Annotated in this window: 22 protein-coding genes, 1 tRNA gene and 1 riboswitch; of the genes, 10 read left to right on the top strand and 13 right to left on the bottom strand. The window is 68.2% G+C overall.

Translation table 11 applies throughout. The annotated features are described in order from the left end of the window. Nucleotides 1-14 precede the first annotated feature (14 nt). The 4 genes from AC3A5K_RS10360 to AC3A5K_RS10345 all read right to left on the bottom strand — a co-directional run bounded on the left by AC3A5K_RS10360 (nt 15) and on the right by AC3A5K_RS10345 (nt 3,140). Entirely contained in the window at nt 15-1,460 is a 1,446-nt protein-coding gene (locus tag AC3A5K_RS10360) for a M20/M25/M40 family metallo-hydrolase (protein WP_487617440.1), read from the bottom strand. 94 nt (nt 1,461-1,554) lie between these two features. After that, the gene (gene mscL / locus AC3A5K_RS10355; RefSeq protein WP_487617439.1) at nt 1,555-1,995 is read right to left on the bottom strand and encodes a large-conductance mechanosensitive channel protein MscL; all 441 of its coding nucleotides are present in this window, start codon (nt 1,993-1,995) and stop codon (nt 1,555-1,557) included. 34 nt (nt 1,996-2,029) lie between these two features. Next, entirely contained in the window at nt 2,030-2,755 is a 726-nt protein-coding gene (locus AC3A5K_RS10350) for a fumarylacetoacetate hydrolase family protein (protein ID WP_487617438.1), read from the bottom strand. 76 nt (nt 2,756-2,831) lie between these two features. Beyond that, complete coding sequence (locus tag AC3A5K_RS10345) at nt 2,832-3,140, bottom strand: hypothetical protein (RefSeq protein ID WP_487617437.1); 309 nt, start codon at nt 3,138-3,140, stop codon at nt 2,832-2,834. A 76-nt stretch (nt 3,141-3,216) separates the two neighbouring features. Here AC3A5K_RS10345 and AC3A5K_RS10340 point away from each other — a divergent pair, with 76 nt between their 5' ends. Beyond that, a complete protein-coding gene (locus AC3A5K_RS10340) occupies nt 3,217-3,567 on the top strand; it encodes a Rieske (2Fe-2S) protein (protein WP_487617436.1) in 351 nt (116 codons plus the stop codon). A gap of 27 nt (nt 3,568-3,594) precedes the next feature. Here the strand turns inward: AC3A5K_RS10340 and AC3A5K_RS10335 are convergent, their stop codons facing one another. The 4 genes from AC3A5K_RS10335 to thiS all read right to left on the bottom strand — a co-directional run bounded on the left by AC3A5K_RS10335 (nt 3,595) and on the right by thiS (nt 7,567). Next, on the bottom strand, nt 3,595-5,442 hold the full coding sequence (locus AC3A5K_RS10335; RefSeq protein ID WP_487617733.1) for an SLC13 family permease: 1,848 nt from the start codon (nt 5,440-5,442) through the stop codon (nt 3,595-3,597). 127 nt (nt 5,443-5,569) lie between these two features. Then, a complete protein-coding gene (trmB, locus tag AC3A5K_RS10330) occupies nt 5,570-6,328 on the bottom strand; it encodes a tRNA (guanosine(46)-N7)-methyltransferase TrmB (protein WP_487617435.1) in 759 nt (252 codons plus the stop codon). 10 nt (nt 6,329-6,338) lie between these two features. After that, nucleotides 6,339-7,136 carry a thiazole synthase gene (locus tag AC3A5K_RS10325; protein WP_487617434.1) on the bottom strand — a complete coding sequence of 266 codons (798 nt, stop codon included), beginning with the start codon at nt 7,134-7,136 and terminating at the stop codon, nt 6,339-6,341. 230 nt (nt 7,137-7,366) lie between these two features. Further along, nucleotides 7,367-7,567, bottom strand: coding sequence for a sulfur carrier protein ThiS (gene thiS / locus AC3A5K_RS10320; RefSeq protein ID WP_487617433.1), 201 nt, complete (start codon nt 7,565-7,567; stop codon nt 7,367-7,369). Between the two features lie 169 nt (nt 7,568-7,736). Between thiS and AC3A5K_RS10315 the strand changes: the two genes are divergently transcribed. The 5 genes from AC3A5K_RS10315 (at nt 7,737) to AC3A5K_RS10295 (ending at nt 13,016) form a co-directional block, all read left to right on the top strand. Beyond that, nucleotides 7,737-9,584 (top strand): autotransporter domain-containing protein, encoded by a 1,848-nt coding sequence (locus tag AC3A5K_RS10315; protein ID WP_487617432.1) that lies wholly within the window; start codon nt 7,737-7,739, stop codon nt 9,582-9,584. Nucleotides 9,585-9,660: 76 nt separating this feature from the next. After that, nucleotides 9,661-9,734 (top strand) — tRNA-Gly (locus AC3A5K_RS10310). A gap of 85 nt (nt 9,735-9,819) precedes the next feature. After that, nucleotides 9,820-10,743: a 30S ribosomal protein S6--L-glutamate ligase gene (gene rimK, locus AC3A5K_RS10305; RefSeq protein WP_487617431.1), complete on the top strand. Its 924-nt coding sequence runs from the start codon at nt 9,820-9,822 to the stop codon at nt 10,741-10,743. Nucleotides 10,744-11,005: 262 nt separating this feature from the next. Next, on the top strand, nt 11,006-11,689 hold the full coding sequence (locus tag AC3A5K_RS10300) for a response regulator transcription factor (protein ID WP_487617430.1): 684 nt from the start codon (nt 11,006-11,008) through the stop codon (nt 11,687-11,689). Continuing rightward, nucleotides 11,676-13,016: a sensor histidine kinase gene (locus AC3A5K_RS10295; RefSeq protein ID WP_487617429.1), complete on the top strand. Its 1,341-nt coding sequence runs from the start codon at nt 11,676-11,678 to the stop codon at nt 13,014-13,016. The genes AC3A5K_RS10300 and AC3A5K_RS10295 overlap by 14 nt, the downstream gene beginning before the upstream one ends. 199 nt (nt 13,017-13,215) lie before the next feature. Here AC3A5K_RS10295 and AC3A5K_RS10290 read toward each other — a convergent pair whose 3' ends face one another. Beyond that, on the bottom strand, nt 13,216-13,797 hold the full coding sequence (locus AC3A5K_RS10290; protein WP_487617428.1) for a hypothetical protein: 582 nt from the start codon (nt 13,795-13,797) through the stop codon (nt 13,216-13,218). A gap of 53 nt (nt 13,798-13,850) precedes the next feature. Next, nucleotides 13,851-14,675 (bottom strand): methylenetetrahydrofolate reductase [NAD(P)H], encoded by an 825-nt coding sequence (gene metF, locus AC3A5K_RS10285; RefSeq protein ID WP_487617427.1) that lies wholly within the window; start codon nt 14,673-14,675, stop codon nt 13,851-13,853. 220 nt (nt 14,676-14,895) lie between these two features. On the opposite strand from metF, the gene mqo reads away from it, so the two are divergent. Continuing rightward, nucleotides 14,896-16,599 (top strand): malate dehydrogenase (quinone), encoded by a 1,704-nt coding sequence (gene mqo / locus AC3A5K_RS10280; protein ID WP_487617426.1) that lies wholly within the window; start codon nt 14,896-14,898, stop codon nt 16,597-16,599. A gap of 89 nt (nt 16,600-16,688) precedes the next feature. Further along, the gene (locus AC3A5K_RS10275) at nt 16,689-17,246 is read left to right on the top strand and encodes a DUF3228 family protein (RefSeq protein WP_487617425.1); all 558 of its coding nucleotides are present in this window, start codon (nt 16,689-16,691) and stop codon (nt 17,244-17,246) included. 109 nt (nt 17,247-17,355) lie between these two features. On the opposite strand, the gene AC3A5K_RS10270 is transcribed toward AC3A5K_RS10275, so the two are convergent. Further along, nucleotides 17,356-17,655 (bottom strand): type II toxin-antitoxin system RelE/ParE family toxin, encoded by a 300-nt coding sequence (locus AC3A5K_RS10270; RefSeq protein WP_487617424.1) that lies wholly within the window; start codon nt 17,653-17,655, stop codon nt 17,356-17,358. A gap of 1 nt (nt 17,656) precedes the next feature. Continuing rightward, entirely contained in the window at nt 17,657-17,941 is a 285-nt protein-coding gene (locus AC3A5K_RS10265; protein ID WP_487617423.1) for a CopG family ribbon-helix-helix protein, read from the bottom strand. Between the two features lie 102 nt (nt 17,942-18,043). On the opposite strand from AC3A5K_RS10265, the gene AC3A5K_RS10260 reads away from it, so the two are divergent. After that, nucleotides 18,044-18,238, top strand: coding sequence for a hypothetical protein (locus AC3A5K_RS10260; RefSeq protein WP_487617422.1), 195 nt, complete (start codon nt 18,044-18,046; stop codon nt 18,236-18,238). Here the strand turns inward: AC3A5K_RS10260 and ahcY are convergent. After that, nucleotides 18,232-19,680 carry an adenosylhomocysteinase gene (gene ahcY, locus AC3A5K_RS10255; RefSeq protein WP_487617421.1) on the bottom strand — a complete coding sequence of 483 codons (1,449 nt, stop codon included), beginning with the start codon at nt 19,678-19,680 and terminating at the stop codon, nt 18,232-18,234. The genes AC3A5K_RS10260 and ahcY overlap by 7 nt on opposite strands. A 35-nt stretch (nt 19,681-19,715) precedes the next feature. Further along, a riboswitch (S-adenosyl-L-homocysteine riboswitch) is annotated at nt 19,716-19,816 on the bottom strand. A gap of 629 nt (nt 19,817-20,445) precedes the next feature. Between ahcY and AC3A5K_RS10250 the strand changes: the two genes are divergently transcribed. Next, nucleotides 20,446-22,923 carry a S9 family peptidase gene (locus AC3A5K_RS10250; protein WP_487617420.1) on the top strand — a complete coding sequence of 826 codons (2,478 nt, stop codon included), beginning with the start codon at nt 20,446-20,448 and terminating at the stop codon, nt 22,921-22,923. Nucleotides 22,924-23,272: the final 349 nt, after the last annotated feature.

Raw genomic sequence — 23,272 nt, 5'->3', positions numbered from 1 at the left:
GCGATGTGCCGGCATCAGTGCTCCGGCGTCGCCTCGGTCTTCGGCGCGCTGCCGAAGCCGCCTTCCGATTCCGCCGCCAGCCACGCGAACACGGCGTAGGCCGCGGTGTTCTGCGCGACCGCATCCGGATCCACCTTGTCGAAGGTGTCGTTGGCGTTGTGGTGCAGGTCGAAGTAGTCGGTGCCGTCCTGGCCCAGCCAGCCCCACGCGCCGCCCTTGGCGGCCAGCGGCGAGATGTCGGGGCCCGGGCTGCCCTTGTCCTGCAGGTAATCGATGCCGAGCGGGCGCAGGATTTCGGCGATCGCATCGCTGGTCGCGCGTTCGCCGGCCGGCGCGCTGGTATTGAAGCCGTAAATGCGACCGGCGCCGAAGTCGCTTTCCGCGCCGATGATGTGTTGCGCGATGACGTCCGCGCCACCGTGCGCCTCGGCGTAGGCGCGTGCGCCGATCAGACCCTGTTCCTCGTTCGCGAACGCGACCACGCGCACCGTGCGACGCGGGCGCTGCGGCAGCTGCGCGATCAGGTGACCGGCGGCCATCGTGATGCCGATGCCGGAGGCATCGTCGACTGCGCCGGTGCCCAGATCCCAGGAATCCAGATGTCCGGCGATCAGCACGATCTCGTCCGGTGCTTCGCGGCCGGTGAGTTCCGCGATGACGTTCTGCGAGGTGTACTCGCCGTTCCAGCCGACATCCAGCGCCAGATGCACCTGCACCGATCCGCGGGTCAGCAGGCGCGCGAGCTGGTCGGCGTCGGGCAAGGACAGCGCGGCCGACGGAATCGGGGTGACGTCTGCATCGAACCGGGTGATGCCGGTGTTGGCGACGCGGTGCGGGCTGGTGCTGATCGAACGCATCAGATAGCCCGCAGCACCCTTGCGCGCGGCGATCGACGGACCACGGCCACGCACCGGACCGGCAGCGCCGTAGCCGCTGCCATCGCGCGAACGCGCCATTGGCACGTCGACGAACGCAAGCTTGCCGCGCAGCGTCGCGGGATCGGCCGCTTCCAGCGCGGCGACGCTGTCGAAGCGCACGAGTTCCGCGGTGACATCGCCGGCCGGGCTGCCGCCAAGCGCGGTGATCACCAGCGGCTGCGCATGGGCGCCGACGACGGCCGCATGTTCGCTGCGGCGCTCCCACTTCGGAAACGTCACCGGCTCGGTCCAGACCTTGTCGTAGCCGAGGGCCTCGAACCGCGCCTTGGCCCATTCGACAGCCAGCGCATCGGCCGCACTGCCGGGCAGGCGCGGGCCGACCTCGGTGGTCAGCGATTCGATCAGGGCGTAGGCGGTGCCGTCGCCAAGTGCGCGTTCGCGCAACTGGGTGGCGGCATCGAGCGCGGACTTCGGCATGGCGCCGGAGGATGCCGCATCACGCGCGGACAGGGGCGCAGCGACCAGCAGGGCGCCCGACAGCAGCGCGCTTACGAGGGGCTTGAGGAACGGGGCAGGGCGCATGCACGGTCTCCGACGACAAAAGGAAAGGGCCGCGGCATTGTCGCCTGCGGCCCCCTCGGATGCGATGTGCCGGACGTGTCCGGTCGCGGCGCCGTCAGACGGTGGGCGCGCCCGGAGTCCTGAGCGAATCGCGGATGTCGCGCAACAGCTTCACTTCTTCGCTCGGCTCGGCCGGCTTGGCCGGTTCCGGCGCTTCGGCCTGCTTGCGCTTCAGGCGGTTGATGAACTTGACCGCGAGGAAGATCGCGAACGCCACGATGGTGAACTGGATGATGGTGTTGATGAAGATGCCGTAGCCGATCGCGACTGCGGGAATCTCTTCGCCGGTGGCGGCATCGACCGTCGCCGCGCGCAGCGTGATGGCGAGTTCGGTGAAGTCGACGTTGCCGATCAGCATTCCGATCGGCGGCATGATGATCTGGTCGACCAGGGCCGTGACGATCTTGCCGAACGATGCGCCGATGACGACACCGACCGCGAGATCGATGACGTTGCCGCGGACCGCGAACTCCTTGAATTCGGACAGAATGCCCATGATGTCTCCAGCGCAGGAAGGGATGCGCGGATGACTATAGCGACGGCGCGGTGATTCTGCAGTGCAGTTCGAGCACGTCGTCGAGGCGGGCTTCGCAGGTGTCGCCGGGCTGCAATGCGGCCACGCCCGCGGGCGTGCCCATGAAGACCAGGTCGCCGGCGCGCAGCGCGAACAGCTGCGACAGCTCGTGCAGGATTTCGGGCACCGTCCAGATCAGCTGGTCCAAGGTCGAACGCTGCCGGTGCTCGCCGTTGACCGTCAGCGAGAGCGTGCGCGAGGCGAGATCGCCGATTTCGGCCGCGGGCACGAGCGCACCGATCGGTGCGGATGCGTCGAACCCCTTGGCGATGTCCCACGGCAGGCCCTTGGCCTTCGCCGCCGCCTGCAGGTCGCGCCGCGTCAGATCGAGTCCGACCGCATAGCCGTAGACCAGGTCGTCCGCCTGATCGACGGGCAGCACGCCCGGCGGTGCATCGCGTCCCAGCGCGACGACCAGTTCGACCTCGTGATGCAGGTCGCGGGTCGCCGTCGGATAGGGCACGTCGCCGCCGGTGACGACGGCATCCGCCGGCTTGGCGAAGAACACGGGCGTACCACGATCGGCGATCGAGGTGGGCGCGGTGGCGCCCATCTCGCGGGCGTGGTCGGCGAAATTGCGGCCGACACAATAGATACGGCGCACCGGGAACGTGCCGCCGCCCCGGACGGGCACGCGAGCGGGCGCGGCGACGGGGACGACGTCGACAGTGGATTCGGTCATGGACGGCCTCGGCGCGGGCGCGCCAGTCGGGCGATGGAAGAGGAGGGCGGCGACGGTCGCGCCGCGCGCAGCTGGATCAGCGCAGAACCGGCTGGTCGCGATCGCGGACCACGCGGTACTCGGCGTCCACGAACCGGGCGTCGACCGCGCGTGTCTCGCGCGGCGTCTTGCCGCCACGCACCAGCAGGCGGCGGGTGATGCCGAACAGGATCATCGCCGCACCGATGAACAGGCCCGCCACGAGCAACACCGCCAGCAACGCGACCCCCGTCAATCCCAGCAGTGCGCGCAGCATCGGGTGCCTCGGCTTGCGCGGCGCGAACATCGCGCGCACACCGGAGGCGTCGAAACGGGCATGGAGATCGCGGAAGAAGGCGTTGGACATCGTCGGGTCAGGCTCGTGACACAATGCGGCGCGCGGCCGGGAAGACAGTATCGGTCGATGCCACTCTGGAGTTGTAATGTCTTCGTTAAATCCGCGTGAGGGCGTGCCGCTCCTCGCGCTCGACACCATCGATGACGGCGGTTTCGCAGAAGTCGAGGCCACGATCGACGGCGATGCCGAATCGCTGGTACTCCATCGCTCTGGCGATCGGGTCAGCGCCTGGTTCAACATCTGCCCGCACGCCGGTCGCCGGCTGGACTGGGCGCCGGGACGTTTCCTGCTGTCCAAGGACGGTCATCTGGTCTGCGCCGCCCATGGCGCCAGCTTCGCGCTCGCGGACGGCATGTGCGTAGCCGGGCCTTGCCGCGGCGAATCGCTGCGTCCGGTCACTGTGCACGTGCGCGACGGACAGGTGCATCTGGGCTGAGCGCGTCGCCGCCGCGCGGCGGACCGGTCAGAACAGCAGGTTGACCATCAGCACGATGATCGCCGTGTACATCAGCGAGATCGGTAGACCGATACGCCACAACTCGCGGGCCTTGTAGCCGGCCGGGCCGATGATCATCGACATCACCGGATTGGACTGGGTGACGAAGTTGTTCGATGCGGCCAGCGCCACGATCAGGGCGAACGCGGTGGGATTGCCGCCAGCCGCCAATGCCAGATTGATCGCAAGGGGCACGACGACGATTGTCGCGCCGACATGGCTGATCACCATCGAGAACGCGGCGGTCAGCAGCGCGACCGCAAGTTCCAGGATCCAGATCGGCACGCCGGACGGCAGGCGCTCGATCGTATGGCCGGCCACCCAGGCGGCCGCGCCGCTGGAGTCCATCGCCCAGCCCAGCGGGATCAGGCAGGCCATCAGGAAGACGGTCTTCCAGTTGATCGCGCTGTAGGCCTCGTCCATCTTCAGCACGCCGAACACCAGCATGCCGGCGACGCCAGTCATCAGCGCCACCGACGTGGGAATGCGCGAGGACAGCGCAATCAGCATCGTCACGGCGAAGATCGCCATCGCGATCTTGAACTTGTGCGGCCGCTGCTCGCCCTTGGGATAGTCGGTGACGATCAGGAAATCCAGCGACTTCGCGGTCTTCGCCAGGTCCTGCCAGATGCTGTGCAGCACCAGCATGTCGCCGGCGCGCAGGGTCATCTTGCGCACGTCCTCGCGCAGCACCTGCTTGTCGCGGTTGATCGCCAGCAGACGCACGCCGTACTTCTTGCCGAGGCTGAGTTCGGCGGCAGACTTGCCGATGAACTTCGAGGTCGGCGGCACCACGGCTTCGGCGATGCCGGCGCGGCTGGGATTGAACAGGTCGCCGAAATGGCGCAACCGCGAGCTCATGCGCAGGAACTGGTTCTGCGCGAAATCGGAGACCTGCTGGCGCGGCCCCATGGCGCCGAGGACGCTGCCCACCCAGATCCGGCTGTCGGCGGGCGGAGCCAGCCGCGAGTCGTTCTCCGACTTCAGCGCCAGCAGCATCGGCGCGTCGTACATGGATTCGGCCTCACCGAAGGTCATGCCGACCAGCGGGCTTTCGGCGGTGACGGTCAGTTCGAAGATGTCGCCTTCGATGCCGTAGGCGCTGGAGAAATAGCTCTGCGTACGCGCCGGGGTGACGGTGCCTTCCGCCGCATCCGAGGGCTCGCCGAGCTGTCGGTGGCCGCGGAAATGGAAGTAGGCCAGACCCGAGGCCAGCAGCACCAGGCCGATCGGCAACGGCGCGAACATGTTCAGCGATTCCAGCGTCGCCGAACCCGAGGGCAGGTTGGCGTTGGCGGCCGTCAGCAGGTCGTTGAGCAGGATCAGCGGCGAGCTGCCGACCATGGTCAGCGTGCCGCCCATGACGATCGCCACGCACACCGGCAACAGGATCTGCGCCAGACGCAGGCCCGATCGCGACGAGAGGCGCGCGGCCACCGGCATGTACAGCGCCATGACCGAGGGGTTCTGCATCACCGCAGAGTTCAGGCCGGCGGTCGCCGCGGTGAGCAGCAGCAACCGGTCCTCCTGGCCCTTGGCGCGGCGCAGCAGCCAGCCGGCCAGCCGGTTGAGTGCACCGGTGCGGTCCAGGCCCATGCCGAGGATCATCGTCGCGATCACGCTGATGACCGCGTTGGACGAGAACCCGTTGAACACGTCTTCCGGCGCGACCAGACCGGTCAGGCCCAGCATCACCAGCACCACGAGGGCGACGAGATCGGCGCGCACCCGCTGGAACAGGAACATGACCATCGTCAGCCCGACGAGGGCCAGCACGATCTTCATGTCGGTGGTGAGCGCGAGCGCGGTGTCCATCAGCGCGGGGGTCCGTCCCACCCGGAGGGCGGTGGCGCGGAATCGTGGTCTTCCGTCGACCACACCGTGCACGCCGCAGACTGCAGCGAAGGTCGAACCGGGCGTCCTGCGGTCCGGGCCATGGGCGTCAGGTCGCCGTGGCCAGGGCGTCGTCGACGCGGTCGTAGATCAGGTCCCACACCCCGTGACCGAGTTTCTGTCCGCGGGTTTCGAAGTGGGTCTGCGGTCGCCAGGCCGGGCGCGGCACATGGCCGCGGGCACCGGCGCGGTTGCGTAGGCCCGGCGTCGCATCCAGCACGTCCCACATCTGTTCGGCGTAATCGGCCCAGTCCGTCGCCAGATGCAGACGGCCGCCAGGCGCGAGCTTGCGCACCAGCAGGGCCGCGAATGCCGGCTGTACCAGCCGCCGCTTGTTGTGGCGCTTCTTGTGCCAGGGATCCGGGAAATAGATGCGGATCTCGTCGAGCGCGCCGTCGGCGATCTCGTGGGTCAGCACCTCGACCGCATCGTGGTGATACACGCGGACGTTGGGGTGGCCGTCGTCGCTCAATGCATTGAGCACGCGGCCGACGCCCGGCGCATGCACCTCGATGCCGAGGTGGTCACGCGCGGGATCCTGCGCGACCGAGAAACGCAGCGCATCGCCGTTGCCGAAGCCGATCTCGACGATGCGCGGCGCGCTGCGTCCGAAGACCGCATCGAAATCACGCGGCTGCCCGGTGTAGTCCAGCCCCAGGCGCGGCCACGCAGCGTCGAAGGCGCGCTGCTGCGCCGGCGTGAACCGGCCTTGGCGCAGCACGAAGCTGCGGATCTCGCGACGGCCCTCGGTCGCCGTGAACGGCTTGGGCGGTGCCTTGGCGCCGCTGCTGGAAAACGGATCGGTCATGCCGCGCGCGTCAGCCCACCAGGCCGTCGATCGGCGAGGACGCACTGGCGTAGCGCTTGCGCGGAATGCGGCCTGCCAGGAACGCATCGCGTCCCGCTTCGACCGCCAGCTTCATCGCGCGGGCCATGCGCACCGGATCGCGTGCGCCGGCGATGGCGGTATTCATCAGCACCCCGTCGCAGCCCAGCTCCATTGCGATCGCCGCGTCGGACGCGGTGCCGACGCCGGCGTCGACGATGATCGGCACCTTCGCGTTCTCGATGATCTCGAGCAGGTTGTACTTGTTCTGGATGCCCAGGCCCGAGCCGATCGGTGCGGCCAGCGGCATCACCGCGGCGCAGCCGATCTCCTCCAGGCGCTTGGCCAGGATGGGATCGTCGCTGGTGTAGACCATGACCTCGAAGCCGTCCTTGACCAGCTGTTCGGCCGCTTTGAGCGTCTGCACGACGTCGGGGAACAGCGTCTTCTGGTCGCCCAGCACTTCGAGCTTGGTCAGGTTGTGCCCGTCGAGCAGCTCGCGCGCGAGGCGGCAGGTGCGCACCGCGTCTTCGGCGGTGTAGCAGCCGGAGGTATTGGGCAGGATCGTGTAGCGGTCCGGCGGCAGCACGTCGAGCAGGTTGGGCTCGCCCGGGTTCTGGCCGATATTGGTACGACGGATCGCGACAGTGACGATCTGCGCGCCTGCGGATTCGGTCGCGGCGCGGGTCTCGTCGAGATCCTTGAATTTGCCGGTGCCGGTCAACAGGCGGGAACGGTAGGTCTTGCCGGCGATGACGAGGCCGGCGTCTGCGTGGGATGCGGTGCTCATCGCAGGATTATCGCCGAAGCGGGCGGGAGATGCGTCGTCGGGCGGTCGCATCTGCAGGAATGGCTGCGCTGGCGACGCACAGGATGCGTGTTGGACCGGGGCGGGTGGCGAGCGCTCGGCGGTCGCGATGCCCGCGCGGCGCGCGGCCCGGTGATCGCGCAGGTCGACACGTGGTCCTCGGGATGCCGCGCGGAGATCGCAACGCCGGCCGTGGGCGGCGGGCTGCTTGCTCAGCCGCCGCCCAGCGCGTGGACGATCTCGACCCGGTCGCCGGCGACCAGTACATGGGCCTCGTGCTGGCCACGCGGCACGATCTCACCGTTGACCTCGACCGCCACGCGGCGGCCGGCCAGGCCCTGGTCGGCGAGCAGGCCGGCGATGGTGCGTGCGGGTTCGATGGCGAGCGTGTCGCCGTTGAGCTGGATATCCATGCCGCGATTGTCTCCGCTCCGCCGCCGCGGTGCACGTCATGCCGCAGTGCGGCGTGCTGCGGCGGAAGATGACGTGGGACCATTCCGCAATGCGGTCCCGTACGGGACTGCGGCCGCGGGGATCTCCATAATCGCCCGCCTTTCACCACCCCTCATCAGAGATCCGATCATGCCGTCCAGGCCCCTTCGTGCCGCCCTCGCCATCGCGCTCGCCGCCGCGGCCGCCGCTCCCGCCGTCGCCGACGATTTCTCGCGCACGGTGTTCTTCGGCGACAGCCTGACCGACTCGGGCTATTTCCGCCCGGTCATCGTGGGCACCGTCGGCCCGTCGGGCGCGATCCTCGGCCGCTTCACCACGAACCCGGCGCTGACCTGGGCCGAGCACGTCGCCGATCGTTACGGCACCCGCGCTGACGCGAACGGCAACGGCCAGGTCGGCGACAACTACGCGGCAGGCGGCGCACGCGTGGCAGCGCCCGCGGTCACCGCCCTGGGTCGGGCGCCCTCGCTCGCCTCGCAGGTCAACACCTATCTGGCCGCGAACGGCGGCCGCGCCGATGCCAATGCGCTGTACACCGTCTGGGGCGGCGCAAACGACCTCTTCGCGGTTGCCGATGCGCCAACGCAGGCGCAGCAGATCATCGGTTCGGCCGTGACCGCACAGGTCGCCCTTGTCGGCACGCTGCAGGGCGCCGGCGCCCGCTATGTCGTCGTGCCGTCGATCCCCGACATCGGCCTGACCCCGCAGTCGCGCGCCGGCGGCGCGGTCGGCATGGCGACCGGCACCGCGCTCGCCAACACCTACAACACCGCGCTCTACGCCGGCCTGGCCGGCCAGGGCCTGCGCGTGATTCCGGTCGATACCTTCCACTTCCTGCAGGAAGTCACCGCCAACCCCGCGGCGTACGGGTTCGCCAATGTGACCTCGGCCGCGTGCCGCGCGCAGCCGGGCGTCGGCGCCTCGTCGGTGTTCTGCAACCCGAACTCCTATGTCACGCCGTCCGCGGCTGACACGTATCTGTTCGCTGACGGCGTGCACCCGGCCGCCCGCGCGCACGAGATGATCGCCGACCTCGCGATCGCGATGATCGATGGTCCGCAACAGATCGCAGTGCTGCCGCAGTCGGCAACCGTGACCGGCCGCGCCCGCGCCGATCGCGTCAACAACCGCCTGAGCCTGGCGCCTGTTCGCAGTGAGGGCCGCAGCTGGTGGGCCGACGTGCGCGCCGACATGCAGCGCTACGACCATGGCGATGCCTACGACGGCGTCGGCCCGGCGGTGACCGCGGGTCTGGACTGGACCTCGGGCAACACGACCTTCGGCGGCTTCGTCGGCTACGGCAAGCAGGGCAACGACTGGGGCCTGCGTCGCGGCAACTGGGACCAGAGCGAAGCGACGGTGGGCGGCTTCGTCGGCTGGCGCGCCGACAGCGGTGCCTGGGTCAACGCGCAGCTCAGCTACACCTGGCTCGACTTCGACACCGACCGCACCGTGCAGATCGGCCCGGTGACGCGCGTGCATTCCGGTCAGGCCGACGGCAGCAACGTCACCGCCGCGATCGGCGCCGGCTGGAACTTCGGTGAAGGCGCGCTGCAGCACGGCCCGGTGCTGTCGCTGGTCGCGCAGCGCATCGAGGTCGACGGCTTCGCCGAAAGCGATCCGACGCTGTCGAGCTCGCTGGCGTATCCGTCGCAGGACATCGACTCGCTGATCGGCAGTGCCGGCTGGCAGTTCGCCTACGCCGCCAGCGATGCGTTCCGTCCGTACGCGCGTCTCACCATCGACCGCGAGTTCGAGGACGCACCGACCGAGGCCTTCGCGCAGTCGCAGTCGCTGCCGTCGACGCTGCCCTACGCGGTGCCGGCGCGCGGCTACGACAACAGCTACGCCACCGCGACGCTGGGCACGCAGACGAAGCTGTTCGGTCTTGATGCCAACATCGGCGCCAGCCTGACGGTCGGCCAGAAAGCCGGCCGTCACACCACCGCGTTCGCGACGCTCGGCGCCGGTTTCTGACCGGTGTCGCGCTTGGCAACGACCGCTCCGGCGGCGTTGCCAATGCGCGCGGGGCCGGCATAGACTGGCCGCCTGTGCGGGTGTAGTTCAATGGTAGAACTGCAGCTTCCCAAGCTGCTAGCGTGGGTTCGATTCCCATCACCCGCTCCACCCTGTTTTGCGTTCCAATCGGACGGCGACACCCGCGCAGGGGTCGCCGTTTTCGTTGCGGCTTGCCGCATGCCATGGTGCGTCGATGAAGCTCGCGATCCTGTCCCGCAACACCAAGCTGTATTCCACCCGCCGCCTGGTCGAAGCCGGACGCCAGCGGGGACATACGGTGCGCGTGCTCGATCCGTTGCGCTGCTACATGCGGATCAGCAGTGGCGGTTTCGAGATGCGCTACAAGGGCCGGCCGATCGAGGCCTACGACGCGGTGATTCCGCGCTTCGCGACCACGGTCGCGCGCTACGGCAATGCCGTGCTGCACCAGTTCGAATTGATGGGCAGCTACGCGCCAAATCCCTCGGCGGCATTCGCCTGCGCCCGCGACAAGCTGCGCTGCCAGCAACTGCTCGCGGCCCAGGGCATCGGCCTGCCGGTGACCGTGTTCGGCGACAACCCAGACGACACCGACGACCTGCTGGCGATGCTCGGCCCGCCACCCCACGTCATCAAGCTCAACGAAGGCATGCAGGGCGCGGGCGTGATGCTGACCGAGAAGCCGTCCGCCTCGCGCGGCGTTGTCGAGGCGCTGCGTGGCCTGTACGCGAATTTCCTGGTGCAGGAGTTCATCGCCGAAGCCCAGGGCGCGGACCTGCGCTGTTTCGTGGTCGGCGACCAGGTGATCGGCGCCATGCAGCGCCAGGCGCCGCCGGGCGACTTCCGCTCGAACCTGCATCGCGGTGGCGTGGCCACGCCGGTCGAGGCCACCGAGGCGGAGCGTGCGGTCGCCGTGCGCGCCGCCCAGGTCGTGGGCCTCCGGATCGCGGGGGTGGACCTGATCCGCTCGGCGCGCGGCCCGCTGGTGCTGGAGGTCAATGCCTCGCCGGGGCTGGAAGGGATCGAGGCCGCGACCGGTACCGACATCGCCGGCGGCATCATCGACCACCTGGTGGCGCACGTTGCCACCCCGCGTCCGGCACGCCGTAAAAAGAATGTCGCCGGCAACGGAACGTGAACGTTTTTTTTCCGAATTTCCACGCCGTCCGGGACTAGTCTGCACGTCCGGAATGCGCTCGCACTCTCTCTCCAACCGGGCTCACGCCCGGCGCAGCGGATGACGGCAATCGGGGCAATACTCTTTCGGCCCGGGCGGTGACGCCCGGGCCTTTTTGTATGCGCGGTCGCGACGCCGTTCATGAAAACATCCGCAGCTGTACCATGACGTCGGCGACCTTCCGTCCGACGTGCATCCGAATCGACCAGAGAACCGACACCTCATGCACATCCTTGTCATCGAAGACAACCAGGACATCGCGGCGAACCTCGGGGATTACCTCGAAGACCGCGGCCACACCGTCGATTTCGCCGCCGATGGCGTGACCGGCCTGCATCTGGCGGTGGTCCACGATTTCGACGCGATCGTGCTCGATCTCAACCTGCCCGGCATGGACGGCCTCGAGGTCTGCCGCAAGCTGCGCACCGATGCGCGCAAGCAGACCCCGGTGTTGATGCTCACCGCGCGCGACAGCCTCGACAACAAGCTGGCCGGCTTCGACTCGGGCGCCGACGACTACCTGGTCAAGCCCTTCGCGCTGCAGGAAGTCGAGGTCCGCCTCAACGCGCTGTCGCGGCGCGGCAAGGGCACGCACACGCGCGTGCTCGACGTCGGCGAGATCGAATACAACCTCGACACGCTGGAAGTGCGCCGCGGCGGCAAGCTGCTGCAGCTCAATCCCACCGCGCTGAAGATCCTGCAGTCGTTGATGGAAGCCTCGCCGGCCGTGGTCACGCGGCAGGAGCTCGAGACCCGCGTCTGGGGCGAGGAACTGCCGGATTCCGATTCGCTGCGCGTGCACATCCACGGCCTGCGGGCGGTGATCGACAAGCCGTTCGACGTGCCGTACATCCAGACGCGCCACGGAATCGGCTACCGCATCGCGGTTCCCGATGCCGCCAGCTGACGTCGCGTCGGCGCGTCCTGCGCGGACGCGCGCCCGGCGGTACCGCCGGCGGCTGCGCAGCCGCATCATCCTGTCCTTCGTGCTGCTCGGTCTCGGGCTCACGACCCTGTTCGCCTTCCTGACCCAGGAAGCGCGGGACCGCGTGGAGAACACGCTGGTCGAGGACCTGATGAACCGCAACATCGACGAGTACGCACGGCGCTACTACGTCGATCCCGCGCGCAACCCGGCGGTGCCGCTGGAGCAGATCTACGCGCGCGTGGTCAAGCGCGACCGGTTCGAGGAACTGGGGCGCGAGCAGCCCGACTGGTACCAGCTGCGCGACGGCATCCACAACCTCAGCGGGATCGACGAGGACGGCACGCCCTTCATGTACAAGCTCGCGGTGCGCAAGACCGCCGACGAGTGGTTCTTCCTCGCCTACGACATGACCGAGACCGCGCGCGGGTCGACCCAGTTCCAGCGGGCGATCTTCGGCTCGGTGGTGGTGGTGTCGCTGCTGTCGTTGCTGATCGGCTGGTGGTCCGCGTCGCGGGTGATGAGTCCGGTCTCGGAACTCGCGAACCGGCTCAACCGCTCGGGCGACAGTTCGCGTCCGGAGGCGCTGGCGCCGCATTTCCCCGATGACGAGGTCGGCCAGCTGGCGAGTGCGCTGGACGACTACGCGTTCCGCCTGACCGAGGTGGTGCAGCGCGACCGCGAGTTCAACGCCGACGTCAGCCATGAACTGCGCACGCCGCTGGCGGTGATCCGCGGCGCGGTCGAGCTGCTGCTGTCGCGACCGGAGCTGGACGAGAAGACCCGCACGCGCCTGCTGCGCATCCAGCGCGCCGAGCAGCAGTGCACCGACCTGATCAGTGCCTTGCTGCTGCTGTCGCGCAACGAGCGCGGCCATGGTGCGACGGACATCGGCAAGGTCGTCGAGCAGCTGTTCGATGCCCACCGGCCGCAGCTGGTCGGCAAGCCGCTGGTGCTGCGTCTCGAAGGTGACGGCCCGCTGGTGGTCGATGCACCGGAGTCGGCGGTCACCGTGGCGCTCGGCAATCTCGTCGGCAACGCAATCAAGTACACGCTGGAAGGCGAGGTGGTCGTGCGCCTGGGCGAGCGGACCGTCGAAGTTGCCGACAGCGGCCCCGGCCTCAGCGCCGAGGACGCCGCGCGCCTGTTCGAGCGCGGCTACCGCGGCACCCACGCCGAGCATTCGCAGGGCGGCGGCATCGGCCTGTCGATCGTGCGCCGTCTCTGCGATCTCTATGGCTGGCAGGTGCGCGTTGTGCCGGGCGCGGTCCGCGGCGTCGTCGCGACCCTGTCGTTCCGGCCCGGCTGATTGACGCAGCCGGGCGAGTGGCGGCTTCAGAAATGCATTGAAGCGTTTGGTGTTCTCGCCACCCTGCAGATCAATGGTCGCGACGCAACGGCGCAACGCGTGCGGCCGATAGACCGAATTCAAGAATGGACCGCGGCCACCGCACGAACATCGCGATCGGCCATCACGCGGAACATGGCGCGCCGCGCCTCGCGTCGGCTCAGAGGCTGACCCACCAGCAGCCCAGATAGCGGTGCAGCGAGAACACGGTCTGGCTGGCGCCTGTGCCACCGGGGCCGGTCTGGTCCACGCGCAGCGAGGTGGGTGCACGCTCGGGCGCAGCGGTGGGGATGTCGCGCGCGCTGACCCAGCTGGAGAACTGCCCGCCGGTGTCGGCTACACGCGCCTGCGCCGGTCGCTGCGCAGTGATGTCGAGCAGCGGGCGCTGCGCGATCGCGTCCAGCCGGTCGAGGATCCGGTATCCGCCGCTCTGGCTCAGGCCGCGCCAGTGGTACAGCGTGACCAGGCGATTGGTGTCGCGGCTGTGGATCGCGTGGCTCATTTCCTGGATCAGACCGCGCAGCTGGCGCTGGCAGCCGCCGCGGTAAGGCGCAGCCTGCCCACGGGGCTGGTCCTGCGGACTGCTGGTGGCACCGATCGAGGTGCAGGCGCGATCGGTATAGACCGTGCCGCCGTCGGGACCCACACAGCGGCGGACCTGGGCCTCGGCCTCCGGCATCGGCCAGACCGCCATGCCGGCCAGCAGGCATGGAAGCAGGGCGCGGGCGGGGAGGCGGGGCATCCCGGCAGCCTAGCCGGTGGCGTCGACCCGGACCAGCGCCCGGGCCATCGCGTTCAGGACAGTCGCGCGAGTACGGACTGGGTCGGCTTGGCCAGGTTCAAGGTGTAGAAATGCAGCGCAGGCGCGCCGCCTGCGATCAGGCGCTCGCACAGGCGGGTGACGATGTCGGCGCCCAGTTCGCGCACCGCGTCCGCGTCGTCGCCGAAGGCGGTCATCTGGCGCTGCATCCAGCGCGGGATCTCGGCGCCGCAGGCCTCGGAGAAACGGCGCAACTGGCTGAAGTTCGAGATCGGCATGACGCCGGGGATGATCGGGATATCGATGCCCAGACGTCGCGCACTGTCGAGGTAATGGAAGTACGCGTCGGCGTTGTAGAAGTACTGGGTGATGGCCGCATCCGCGCCCGCGTCCACCTTGGTCTTGAAATGGCGCAGGTCGCTGTGGGCATCGTCGGATTGCGGATGGATCTCTGGATAGCAGCCGACCTCGATATGGAACAGGTCGCCGAACTCCGCGCGGACGAAGGCCACCAGATCCGAGGCATACCGCAGATCGCCCGGTCGGCCCATGCCTGAGGGCAGGTCGCCGCGCAGCGCGACGATCCGCCGGCAGCCGATCGCGCGGTAGAGCTTCAGCAGTTCGCGGATCTCCTCGCGGCTGCCGCCGACGCAGGACACGTGCGGCGCCGCCTCCAGGGCGTGCCGCTGCTTGAGCCGGCGCACGGTTTCCGGTGTGTGACTCAGCGTGGATCCGCCGGCGCCGAAGGTGCAGGACACGTATTCGGGCGCGTGGGTCGCCAGTTTCTTCGCGGTGCGGTCGAGCTGCGCGCGCTGGTCGTCGGTCTTGGGCGGGTAGAACTCGAAGCTGATCGGGATCATCGCGGCATGGCATGCGGGTGTCGCGAAATCTTATCGCTTTATCGCGATGGAAGCATGTCCCGCGTATCGCGGCACCCGTGCACGCGGCCCGCCGCACCGGACACAGCGTTGCGCGTTTTCGCCGGCCACTCACGGCTAAAGGCCTATAATTGCTGCACTGCAGCAGGACGTCATGCGCGCATCGGGCACGCGGCGCGCTGCCCAACCGGATGCGCTCGAGATGAAGAAGCTCCTCAAGACCCTCGTGGGTCTGTTCGTGCTGCTGGCCCTGGCCGGCGTGCTGTTCCTGTACTGGCCGCTGTTCGAACGCGCGCCCCCCGAGCCGGACAATGCAGAGCCCGTCGACGTGGTGCTGATCGGCGCCGGCGTCATGAGCGTCACGCTGGCCACTTACCTGCAGGAACTCGAGCCCGACTGGCGCATCGAGATGTACGAGCGCCTCGATGGCGTCTCGCTCGAAAGTTCGGACGGCTGGAACAACGCCGGTACCGGACATTCGGGTTTCGCCGAACTCAACTACACACCCGAGCGCGAGGACGGCAGCATCGAGACCGCGCGTGCGGTCGACATCGCCGAGCAGTTCGAGATCTCGCGCCAGTTCTGGTCGCACCAGGTCGAAGCCGGCCGCCTCGGCACGCCGACCGATTTCATCAACGCCACCCCGCACATGAGCTTCGTATGGGGTGATGCGAACATCGACTATCTGCGTCGTCGCCACGCGGCGCTGTCGAAGGAGCCGCTGTTCAACGGCATGGTGTATTCGGAAGATCCCGCGCAGATCGCCGCGTGGGCGCCGCTGATGATGCAGGGACGCGATCCCGCGCAGAAGATCGCCGCGACCTGGATGCCGCTCGGCACCGACGTCAACTTCGGCGTGATCACCCGCCAGCTGACCCAGGCGCTCGAGCGCAGCCCGAACTTCGGCCTGCATCTGCGGCACGAGGTGCGCAAGCTGCAGCGCAATGACGACGGCACCTGGACCGTCGCCGTGCACGATCTCGCCACCGACACCACCCGCTCGATCCGCACGAAGTTCGTCTTCGTCGGCGCAGGCGGCGCCGCGCTGACGATGCTGCAGCACTCGGGCATTCCGGAAGCCGCGAACTACGGTGGCTTCCCGGTCGGCGGGCAGTTCCTCGCCGCCGACAATCCGGCCGTCACCGCGCAGCATGAGGTAAAGGCCTACGGCAAGGCGGAAGAAGGCTCGCCGCCGATGTCGGTGCCGCATCTCGATGCGCGCATGCTCGACGGCAAGCCGGTGCTGCTGTTCGGCCCGTTCGCGTTGCAGAGCACGCGCTTCCTCAAGCACGGTTCGTGGTTCGACCTGTTCTCGTCGGTCAACAACCACAACGTCGCCGGCATGATGCGCGTCGGTGCGGAAAACCGGGATCTCGTCGGTTACCTCATCAGCCAGGCGCGCCTGTCGGACGCGGACCGTATCGCGGAACTGCAGAAGTACTACCCGGATGCACAGCCCGCCGACTGGCGTCTGGTGACCGCCGGCCAGCGCGTGCAGGTGATCAAGCGTGATCCGGAGAAGGGCGCGATCCTGCAGTTCGGCACCGAGATCGTCACCGACGCCGACGGCAGCATCGCTGCGCTGCTGGGCGCGTCGCCGGGTGCGTCGACCTCGCCGAAGATCATGCTCGACGTCATGCGCAAGGCGTATCCGGCGCAGATGGACGGCCCCTGGCGCGAACGCATCGCGCAGATCATTCCGTCGTTCGGCCAGACGCTCAACACCGATGTCGCGCTGACCAACCGCATCCGGGGCATGACCAGCCGCGTGCTGCAACTGCCGTATCACGAAGTGCCGGGCGCCGCGATCGGCGACGGCCAGCCGCCGGCCGCGAACGATGAACTGCACGGCCCTGACGAAGGCCCGGACGAGGCCGAACTCGACCGGCGCATGCAGGCGCTGTAATCGACACGAACAGGCGGGCCGCGAGGCCCGCCTTTTTCTTGCGTAATGCAGGCGCGTTACCCTGTCGCGCCCTCGCAGACGACCGCCCGATGTCCATCGTCCTCACACCGTTCGCCCGCCCGCGCCTGTTTCCCCGCACGCCGCGTGGCAACACCATCCAGGACATCACCCCGGAACAGTTCGAAGCGCATCTCAACGGCGAAACGCCGCACGCGGTGCTCGACGGCTACGCGCCGTTCTGCAAGCTGCACGTGCATCGCAACTGGACCTCGACGCGCTGCCTGACGGTGCCGATCACCGAGGCCAACCGGCATCTGCTGCGCTCGGGTTACGAAGCCCGCAACAGCGCGGAACTGCCGGTGCTCGTGCGCTGGTTCGAAGGTGTGGAAGCGCCGCGTGCCGATTACCTCGTCGTGATCCTCTACAGCGCCGAACAGCTCGCGAAGGAAGGTTCTCCGATCGATGCCGACTGGGGCATCGTCGGCTGCATCTACACCGCTGAGCCGGACGAGATTCCGATGGCCCCGATCACGATGCTGCGCAACGCGCTGGGCGTGGAGGAGGGCGGTTCCGGCGTCCCGCTCGATCGCGAGGCCTACCGCCGCAGTGTCGAGTTCTGGCAGCGGAACGCGAACTGGCGGCCGTGAGATTGAGGCCTGTGTCGACGGGCAGGATTGAATTAGGCGCCCGGTCGATCAGTTCGCGATAGACCCGCGGCGGATCGATGCGGCTGCCGCAGGTGTCGGCCTCGGTTTCTCATGTGTCGCGTGCATAGCCAGCCTCCCGCTGCGCGCGTAGCGCCAACACGAACACCGTATCCACTGCAGCCACGTATCGGTACAACGCCACATAGCCGCGGGCACTCCGGCCGATCACCAGTTCCCGCAGGTCGCTAGGTATCGGGCGGCCGATCACCGGATTGGCCCTGAGTACGTCGAATGCGCTGACAAGCTCGCCAAGACGATCCTGCACGTGCTCGGCCTCGTGGTGCTCCAGATGACTGATGACGCGCTGCAGGTCCTCGTACACGCTGGGCAGGAACTCGACGCGCGCCATGCTACTTCGCGAACTTCCGGGCAACCGGACGCGGCGTCGCTTCGCTTTCGATGCGGCCCGTCAAATAGCGGCGCATGTCCTCCCAGGGAATGCTCTCCCCGGTCTCCAGGAATTCCGTCCAGCGACGCTCAGCCTCTGCGTGAAAGTCGGATCGCCGTTCGGCCTGCTCGGCCTTTTCGGCGATGGCTTCCAGAATGAAGTTGTGCGAAGTAGTGCCGGCCGCTTCCGCCACCCTGGCGACGCGGGCCTTGAGATCTTCGGGCAGGCGAATGGTGGTGGTGCTCATGCGGGGCTCCGATACGCTGAGGCTTAAGAAAAGTAGCACATGTGTGACACAAGCCAGTCGAGGTCCGCGCCAGGTTCAGCTCGGTTGTCCGGAGAGCGCCGCTTGGAGAATGACGTGGTGGAGAGCGCCGACCTCAAGGGTGCGGGCGTCGCCCGCCAATGCGGCATGACGCAGGTCGGGATGAGAAAAATTTCAGGCGCCACGCTGGACCGATCTCGCCTGCCTGCCACCAAACGAAAACGGGCGCCTTTCGGCGCCCGTTCCGTATCGCAACCGCCGAAGCGGATGGATCAGTAACGGTAGTGGTCCGGCTTGAACGGGCCTTCGACCGGCACGCCGATGTAGTCGGCCTGTTCCTTCGAAAGCGTGGTCAGCTTCACGCCGATCTTCTCGAGGTGCAGGCGCGCGACTTCCTCGTCGAGCTGCTTCGGCAGCAGGTACACCTTGTTCTCGTAGCTGTCCTTGTTCGCCCACAGGTCGATCTGCGCGAGGGTCTGGTTGGCGAACGAGTTCGACATCACGAAGCTCGGGTGGCCGGTGGCGCAGCCGAGGTTCACCAGACGGCCGTCGGCCAGCAGAAAGATCGCGTTGCCGTTGCCGAACACGTACTTGTCGACCTGCGGCTTGATGTTGATCTTCTCGACGCCCTTGAGCGCATTGAGCGCGTCGACCTGGATCTCGTTGTCGAAGTGGCCGATGTTGCAGACGATCGCCTGGTCCTTCATGCCCTGCATGTGATCGACGGTGATGATGTCCTTGTTGCCGGTCGTGGTGACGTAGATGTCGCCGCGGCCCAGCGTGGACTCGATCGTGTTGACCTCGAAGCCTTCCATCGCCGCCTGCAGTGCGCAGATCGGATCGATCTCGGTGACGACGACGCGTGCGCCGTAGGCACGCAGCGATGCGGCGCAGCCCTTGCCCACGTCGCCGTAGCCGCAGACCACGGCGACCTTGCCGGCCAGCATCACGTCCATCGCGCGCTTCAGGCCGTCGGCCAGCGACTCGCGGCAGCCGTAGAGATTGTCGAACTTCGACTTGGTGACCGAGTCGTTGACGTTGATCGCGGGCACCAGCAGCGTGCCGGCCTGGGCCAGCTGGTACAGGCGGTGCACGCCGGTGGTGGTCTCTTCGGAGACGCCCTTCCACTCGGCCACGGTGCGGGTCCAGAAGTCCGGACGCTCGCTGCGCACGCGCTTGAGCAGCGCCTTGATGACCTGCTCTTCGTGACTGCCGCCGGCGCTGTTGACCCAGCTCTCGTCGCCCTTTTCGAGCTCATAACCTTTGTGGATCAGCAGGGTCACGTCGCCGCCGTCGTCGACGACCAGCTCGGGTCCGATGAGGCCGCCCTTGCCGTCGGGGAAGCTCAGCGCGTCGAGCGTGCAGTCCCAGTATTCCTCGAGCGTCTCGCCCTTCCACGCGAACACCGGCGTGCCGGTTTTGGCGATCGCGGCGGCGGCGTGGTCCTGGGTCGAGAAGATGTTGCACGACGCCCAGCGCACATCGGCGCCGATGTCCTTGAGGGTTTCGATCAGCACCGCGGTCTGGATCGTCATGTGCAGCGAACCGGTCACGCGCACGCCCTTCAGCGGCAGGGTGGCGGCGTGCTTCTTGCGGATCGACATCAGGCCCGGCATCTCGTGCTCGGCGATGTCGAGTTCCTTGCGGCCCCAGTCGGCGAGGGTGATGTCGGCGACCTTGTAGTCGCCTTCGGTCGAGAAGGTCTTCAGTTGTGCGTTCATAGGTGCTCCGTAGTGGAATGCCGGATCGGGCATTCGCGTTACGGGCGCCGTTGTCGCAGGAACACCGCGCCGAGCCTGGCCGTCCTGGCCGCGGATGGAACACGCGGGGGGACCGGTCGCAGCGCCCCTCGGCGAGGCAGGCCGGCATTCTATCGCGAACGCCGGGCGACTCCATGTCCGGGGCCCAAACGGCGAACGGGCGTCAGCTGTACGCGGGTTCAGGGCACATCGGCCGGCCCCGGATGTCGCCAAGTGTCCCACGATGGCGGACAGCCAACGCGCGGCCTGCGCGGTCCATCGCTTCTGCGTGCTGCGTGGCACTGCGGTGAGCCCAGGGCGGCCGCGTTTCGACGCGCCTGATGCACGGTCGGAAACCGGTGCCCGCCCGCGTGGACTGCGAACGTGTCGGGAATCGCGCCCGCGAGCCAGACATGCAGTCGTATCCGGCTGCAGCGAGTCTGGCATCCACCCGACATCGCCTGCGACGGCCTGCGGGCGTCCGGCGTTCTGGAAGGGCAGGCGATGCGGCCGCTGTCCCGATACCGGCGATGCATCGCCATGACCGCTGTGCGCCACGCCGCGCATCCATCGGGCGAACGCACGAGGCATCACCCGTCGCACATGACGTTCGGGACATCGGGGCCGGGCAGGGCGCTGGTATGGTCGGGAGTCGGGTGCGCAGCAGCGTACCTGCGCCACACGACGGGAGTTCCGATGCAGGTTTCGACACGACATTCGACGGGGGCGCGCAGGCGCCGGGGCTGGATGGGTATCGCGCTGCTGGCGCCCGCGCTCGCATTCGCGCAGGCGACGCCGGTGGAGACGGCGTCCGACGCAGCGGATGCGGCGTCGGACAGCGCGTACCGGCTGCCGCCCGAAGCCTTGCAGGCGATCGTCGATGCACCGCGCCCGCCGCAGCTGCTGCTGAGCCCGCAGCGTGATCTGGCCGCGTTCCTGCAGACGCCGACGCTGCCGGGTATCGCCGAAGTCGCCCAGCCCGAGCTGAAACTGGCCGGCGTGCGCATCAATCCGCGCACCTACGCGGCCAGCCGGTCTTCGTTCGCGACCGACCTGTGGCTCAAGCCCGTCGACGGCGACGACGAGATCCGCATCGCCGGCCTGCCGCAACCGCTGGCGCTGGCGTCGATGGCGTGGTCGCCCGACCAGCGCCACATCGCCTTCAGCCATGTCGACAGCCGCGCCGGCCGCGTCGAGCTGTGGCTGGTGGACGTCGCCGCGCGCACCGCGCGCCGGCTCACGGCGCAGCCGCTCAACGCGGTCGTCAGCCGCGGGTTCGACTGGATGCCCGACGGACGCGGCCTGCTGGTCCGCCTGCGTCCGCAGGGCCAGGGCGACGCGCCGCAGGACAGCGGCGTGCCCGCGGGTCCCAACGTGCAGGAAACCGCGTCCACCGGCACTGTGCAGCAGCTGCGCACGTTCCAGGATCTGCTGCGCAGCGACCAGGACGCGCGCGTCTTCGCCCATTACATGACGGTGCAGCTGGCGCGCGTTGCGCTCGACGGCGCGGTCACGCAGATCGGTGCGCCGTCGATGACGACCGTCGCCTCGCCGTCGCCGGATGGCCAGCACCTCCTGCGCCAGACGATCGAGCGGCCGTTCTCCTACCAGGTGCCCTACACCCGGTTCCCGCGCCGCCTGGATGTCGTGAGTCTCGACGGCCGGGTGCAGCACACCGTCGCGCAGCTGCCGCTGATCGAAGGCCTGCCGGTCGGCAACGACGCGGTGCCGACCGGCGTGCGTTCGGTCGCCTGGCGCAGCGATGCACCGGCCACCCTGGTCTGGGTGGAGGCACAGGACGGTGGCGATCCGGCGCGCGAGGTCGCGGTGCGCGACATCGTCTACACGCAGGCCGCGCCGTTCGACGCCGCCCCCGCACCGCTGGCGGAACTGTCGCTGCGCTACGCCGGCATCCACTGGGGCAGCGCCGATCTGGCCGTGGTGACCGAGTACTGGTGGCGCACGCGCGAGGTCCGCGAGTGGCGCGTGCGTCCGGACGGATCCGCCGCGCCGACGCTGGTGCGCGAGGGCTCGTACGAAGACCGGTATGCCGATCCCGGCATGGCGGTGACAATGCCCGATGCGGCCGGCAATCCACGCCTGCTGATCGCCGACGACGGCGACAGCATCTACCGCATCGGCAAGGGCGCATCGGAAGAAGGCGATCGTCCGTTCCTCGATCGCCAGAACCTGTCGGACGGCACGACCGCGCGCCTGTTCCATTCGCAGGCGCCGGCTTACGAGGCGCCGGTCGCGGTGCTCGATGCCAACGCCACGCGCCTGTTGACCACCCGCGAGGCGCCGACCGAGCCGGCCAACTACTTCGTCCGCACCCTCCAGGCAGGCGCCGAAGGTGCCGCGCCGACCGCCCTGACCCGGTTCGCCCATCCCACGCCGCAGCTGCGCGACGTGCAGAAGGAACTGGTGCGCTTCAAGCGCAAGGACGGCGTGGACCTCACCGGCACGCTGTACCTGCCGGCCGGCTACGACGCGACGCGCGACGGCCCGTTGCCGATGCTGATGTGGGCCTATCCGGGCGAGTTCAAATCCGCCGATGCCGCCAGCCAGGTCACCGATTCGCCGTATCGATTCAACGCAGTGGGCTTCTGGGGGCCGCAGGCGTTCCTGGCGATGGGCTATGCGGTGTTCGCCGATGTCTCGATGCCGATCATCGGCGAAGGCGATGCGGAACCCAACGACACCTACATCGAACAGCTGGTGGCCAGCGCCGAGGCCGCGATCGACGAGGCGGTGCGCCGCGGCGTTGCCGACCGTCATCGCATCGCGATCGGCGGACATTCCTACGGCGCGTTCATGACCGGCAACCTGCTCGCGCACTCGCGTCTGTTCGCCGCCGGCATCGCGCGCAGCGGCGCCTACAACCGCACGCTCACGCCGTTCGGCTTCCAGGCCGAGGAGCGCAATTACTGGCAGGCGCAGGACACCTATCTGAAGATGTCGCCGTTCAACTACGCCGGCAACATCAAGGATCCGATCCTGCTGATCCACGGCGAGGAGGACAACAACTCCGGCACCTTCCCGATGCAGAGCGAGCGCATGTTCGCCGCGATCAAGGGCCTGGGCGGCACCGCACGCCTGGTCATGCTGCCCCACGAGTCGCACGGCTACCGCGCGCGCGAATCGGTGCTGCACATGCTCTACGAGACCAACGCCTGGCTCGACCGTTACGTGAAGCAGCGGCCGGCGGAGGCTGCGGCGCGCTGAGCCGTTCCAGAGGCCCGTGTTCCGGCGTCCAGTAAATTGGACGCCGGATTGATCAGCATGAATCGCTTTGTCGCTGCCGAGTCATCAGGCAGGGCCGTCTTTCCCGCGAAGGCGGGCTTTCAATGGAGATGTGTCCGGTCCATGGATGTCGGACCCATCATCGGCAAAGGAGCGGAGCAAACGACGTCCCGCACTCGAGACAATGTGCGCTTTTGCGCCATTGGATGCCTGACTGTCTGTCGATGTACCGCACGACTGGACCGCGTCGACTGCAGCCCATGATCGTCTGCACACCCTCGCAGCGAACTGCCCGAACGCGCGAAGCGCCAGCCGGCGCATCGCGAGTCTC

Source organism: Luteimonas sp. Soil_C_5 (genome assembly GCF_057656615.1).
This window is presented reverse-complemented; position numbering and strand designations above follow the sequence as displayed.

Bases quoted from the DNA above. Each gene is read 5' to 3' on its own strand.
- mscL (WP_487617439.1), bottom strand. From the start codon at position 1,995: ATGGGCATTCTGTCCGAATTCAAGGAGTTCGCGGTCCGCGGCAACGTC.
- AC3A5K_RS10325 (WP_487617434.1), bottom strand. From the start codon at position 7,136: ATGAGCACCGCATCCCACGCAGACGCCGGCCTCGTCATCGCCGGCAAG.
- AC3A5K_RS10300 (WP_487617430.1), top strand. From the start codon at position 11,006: ATGCACATCCTTGTCATCGAAGACAACCAGGACATCGCGGCGAACCTC.
- trmB (WP_487617435.1), bottom strand. From the start codon at position 6,328: ATGACCGATCCGTTTTCCAGCAGCGGCGCCAAGGCACCGCCCAAGCCG.
- AC3A5K_RS10275 (WP_487617425.1), top strand. From the start codon at position 16,689: ATGTCCATCGTCCTCACACCGTTCGCCCGCCCGCGCCTGTTTCCCCGC.
- mqo (WP_487617426.1), top strand. From the start codon at position 14,896: ATGAAGAAGCTCCTCAAGACCCTCGTGGGTCTGTTCGTGCTGCTGGCC.
- AC3A5K_RS10360 (WP_487617440.1), bottom strand. From the start codon at position 1,460: ATGCGCCCTGCCCCGTTCCTCAAGCCCCTCGTAAGCGCGCTGCTGTCG.
- AC3A5K_RS10340 (WP_487617436.1), top strand. From the start codon at position 3,217: ATGTCTTCGTTAAATCCGCGTGAGGGCGTGCCGCTCCTCGCGCTCGAC.
- AC3A5K_RS10335 (WP_487617733.1), bottom strand. From the start codon at position 5,442: ATGGACACCGCGCTCGCGCTCACCACCGACATGAAGATCGTGCTGGCC.
- AC3A5K_RS10265 (WP_487617423.1), bottom strand. From the start codon at position 17,941: ATGAGCACCACCACCATTCGCCTGCCCGAAGATCTCAAGGCCCGCGTC.
- rimK (WP_487617431.1), top strand. From the start codon at position 9,820: ATGAAGCTCGCGATCCTGTCCCGCAACACCAAGCTGTATTCCACCCGC.
- thiS (WP_487617433.1), bottom strand. From the start codon at position 7,567: ATGGATATCCAGCTCAACGGCGACACGCTCGCCATCGAACCCGCACGC.
- metF (WP_487617427.1), bottom strand. From the start codon at position 14,675: ATGATCCCGATCAGCTTCGAGTTCTACCCGCCCAAGACCGACGACCAG.
- AC3A5K_RS10350 (WP_487617438.1), bottom strand. From the start codon at position 2,755: ATGACCGAATCCACTGTCGACGTCGTCCCCGTCGCCGCGCCCGCTCGC.
- AC3A5K_RS10315 (WP_487617432.1), top strand. From the start codon at position 7,737: ATGCCGTCCAGGCCCCTTCGTGCCGCCCTCGCCATCGCGCTCGCCGCC.
- AC3A5K_RS10290 (WP_487617428.1), bottom strand. From the start codon at position 13,797: ATGCCCCGCCTCCCCGCCCGCGCCCTGCTTCCATGCCTGCTGGCCGGC.
- ahcY (WP_487617421.1), bottom strand. From the start codon at position 19,680: ATGAACGCACAACTGAAGACCTTCTCGACCGAAGGCGACTACAAGGTC.
- AC3A5K_RS10270 (WP_487617424.1), bottom strand. From the start codon at position 17,655: ATGGCGCGCGTCGAGTTCCTGCCCAGCGTGTACGAGGACCTGCAGCGC.
- AC3A5K_RS10250 (WP_487617420.1), top strand. From the start codon at position 20,446: ATGGGTATCGCGCTGCTGGCGCCCGCGCTCGCATTCGCGCAGGCGACG.
- AC3A5K_RS10345 (WP_487617437.1), bottom strand. From the start codon at position 3,140: ATGTCCAACGCCTTCTTCCGCGATCTCCATGCCCGTTTCGACGCCTCC.
- AC3A5K_RS10295 (WP_487617429.1), top strand. From the start codon at position 11,676: ATGCCGCCAGCTGACGTCGCGTCGGCGCGTCCTGCGCGGACGCGCGCC.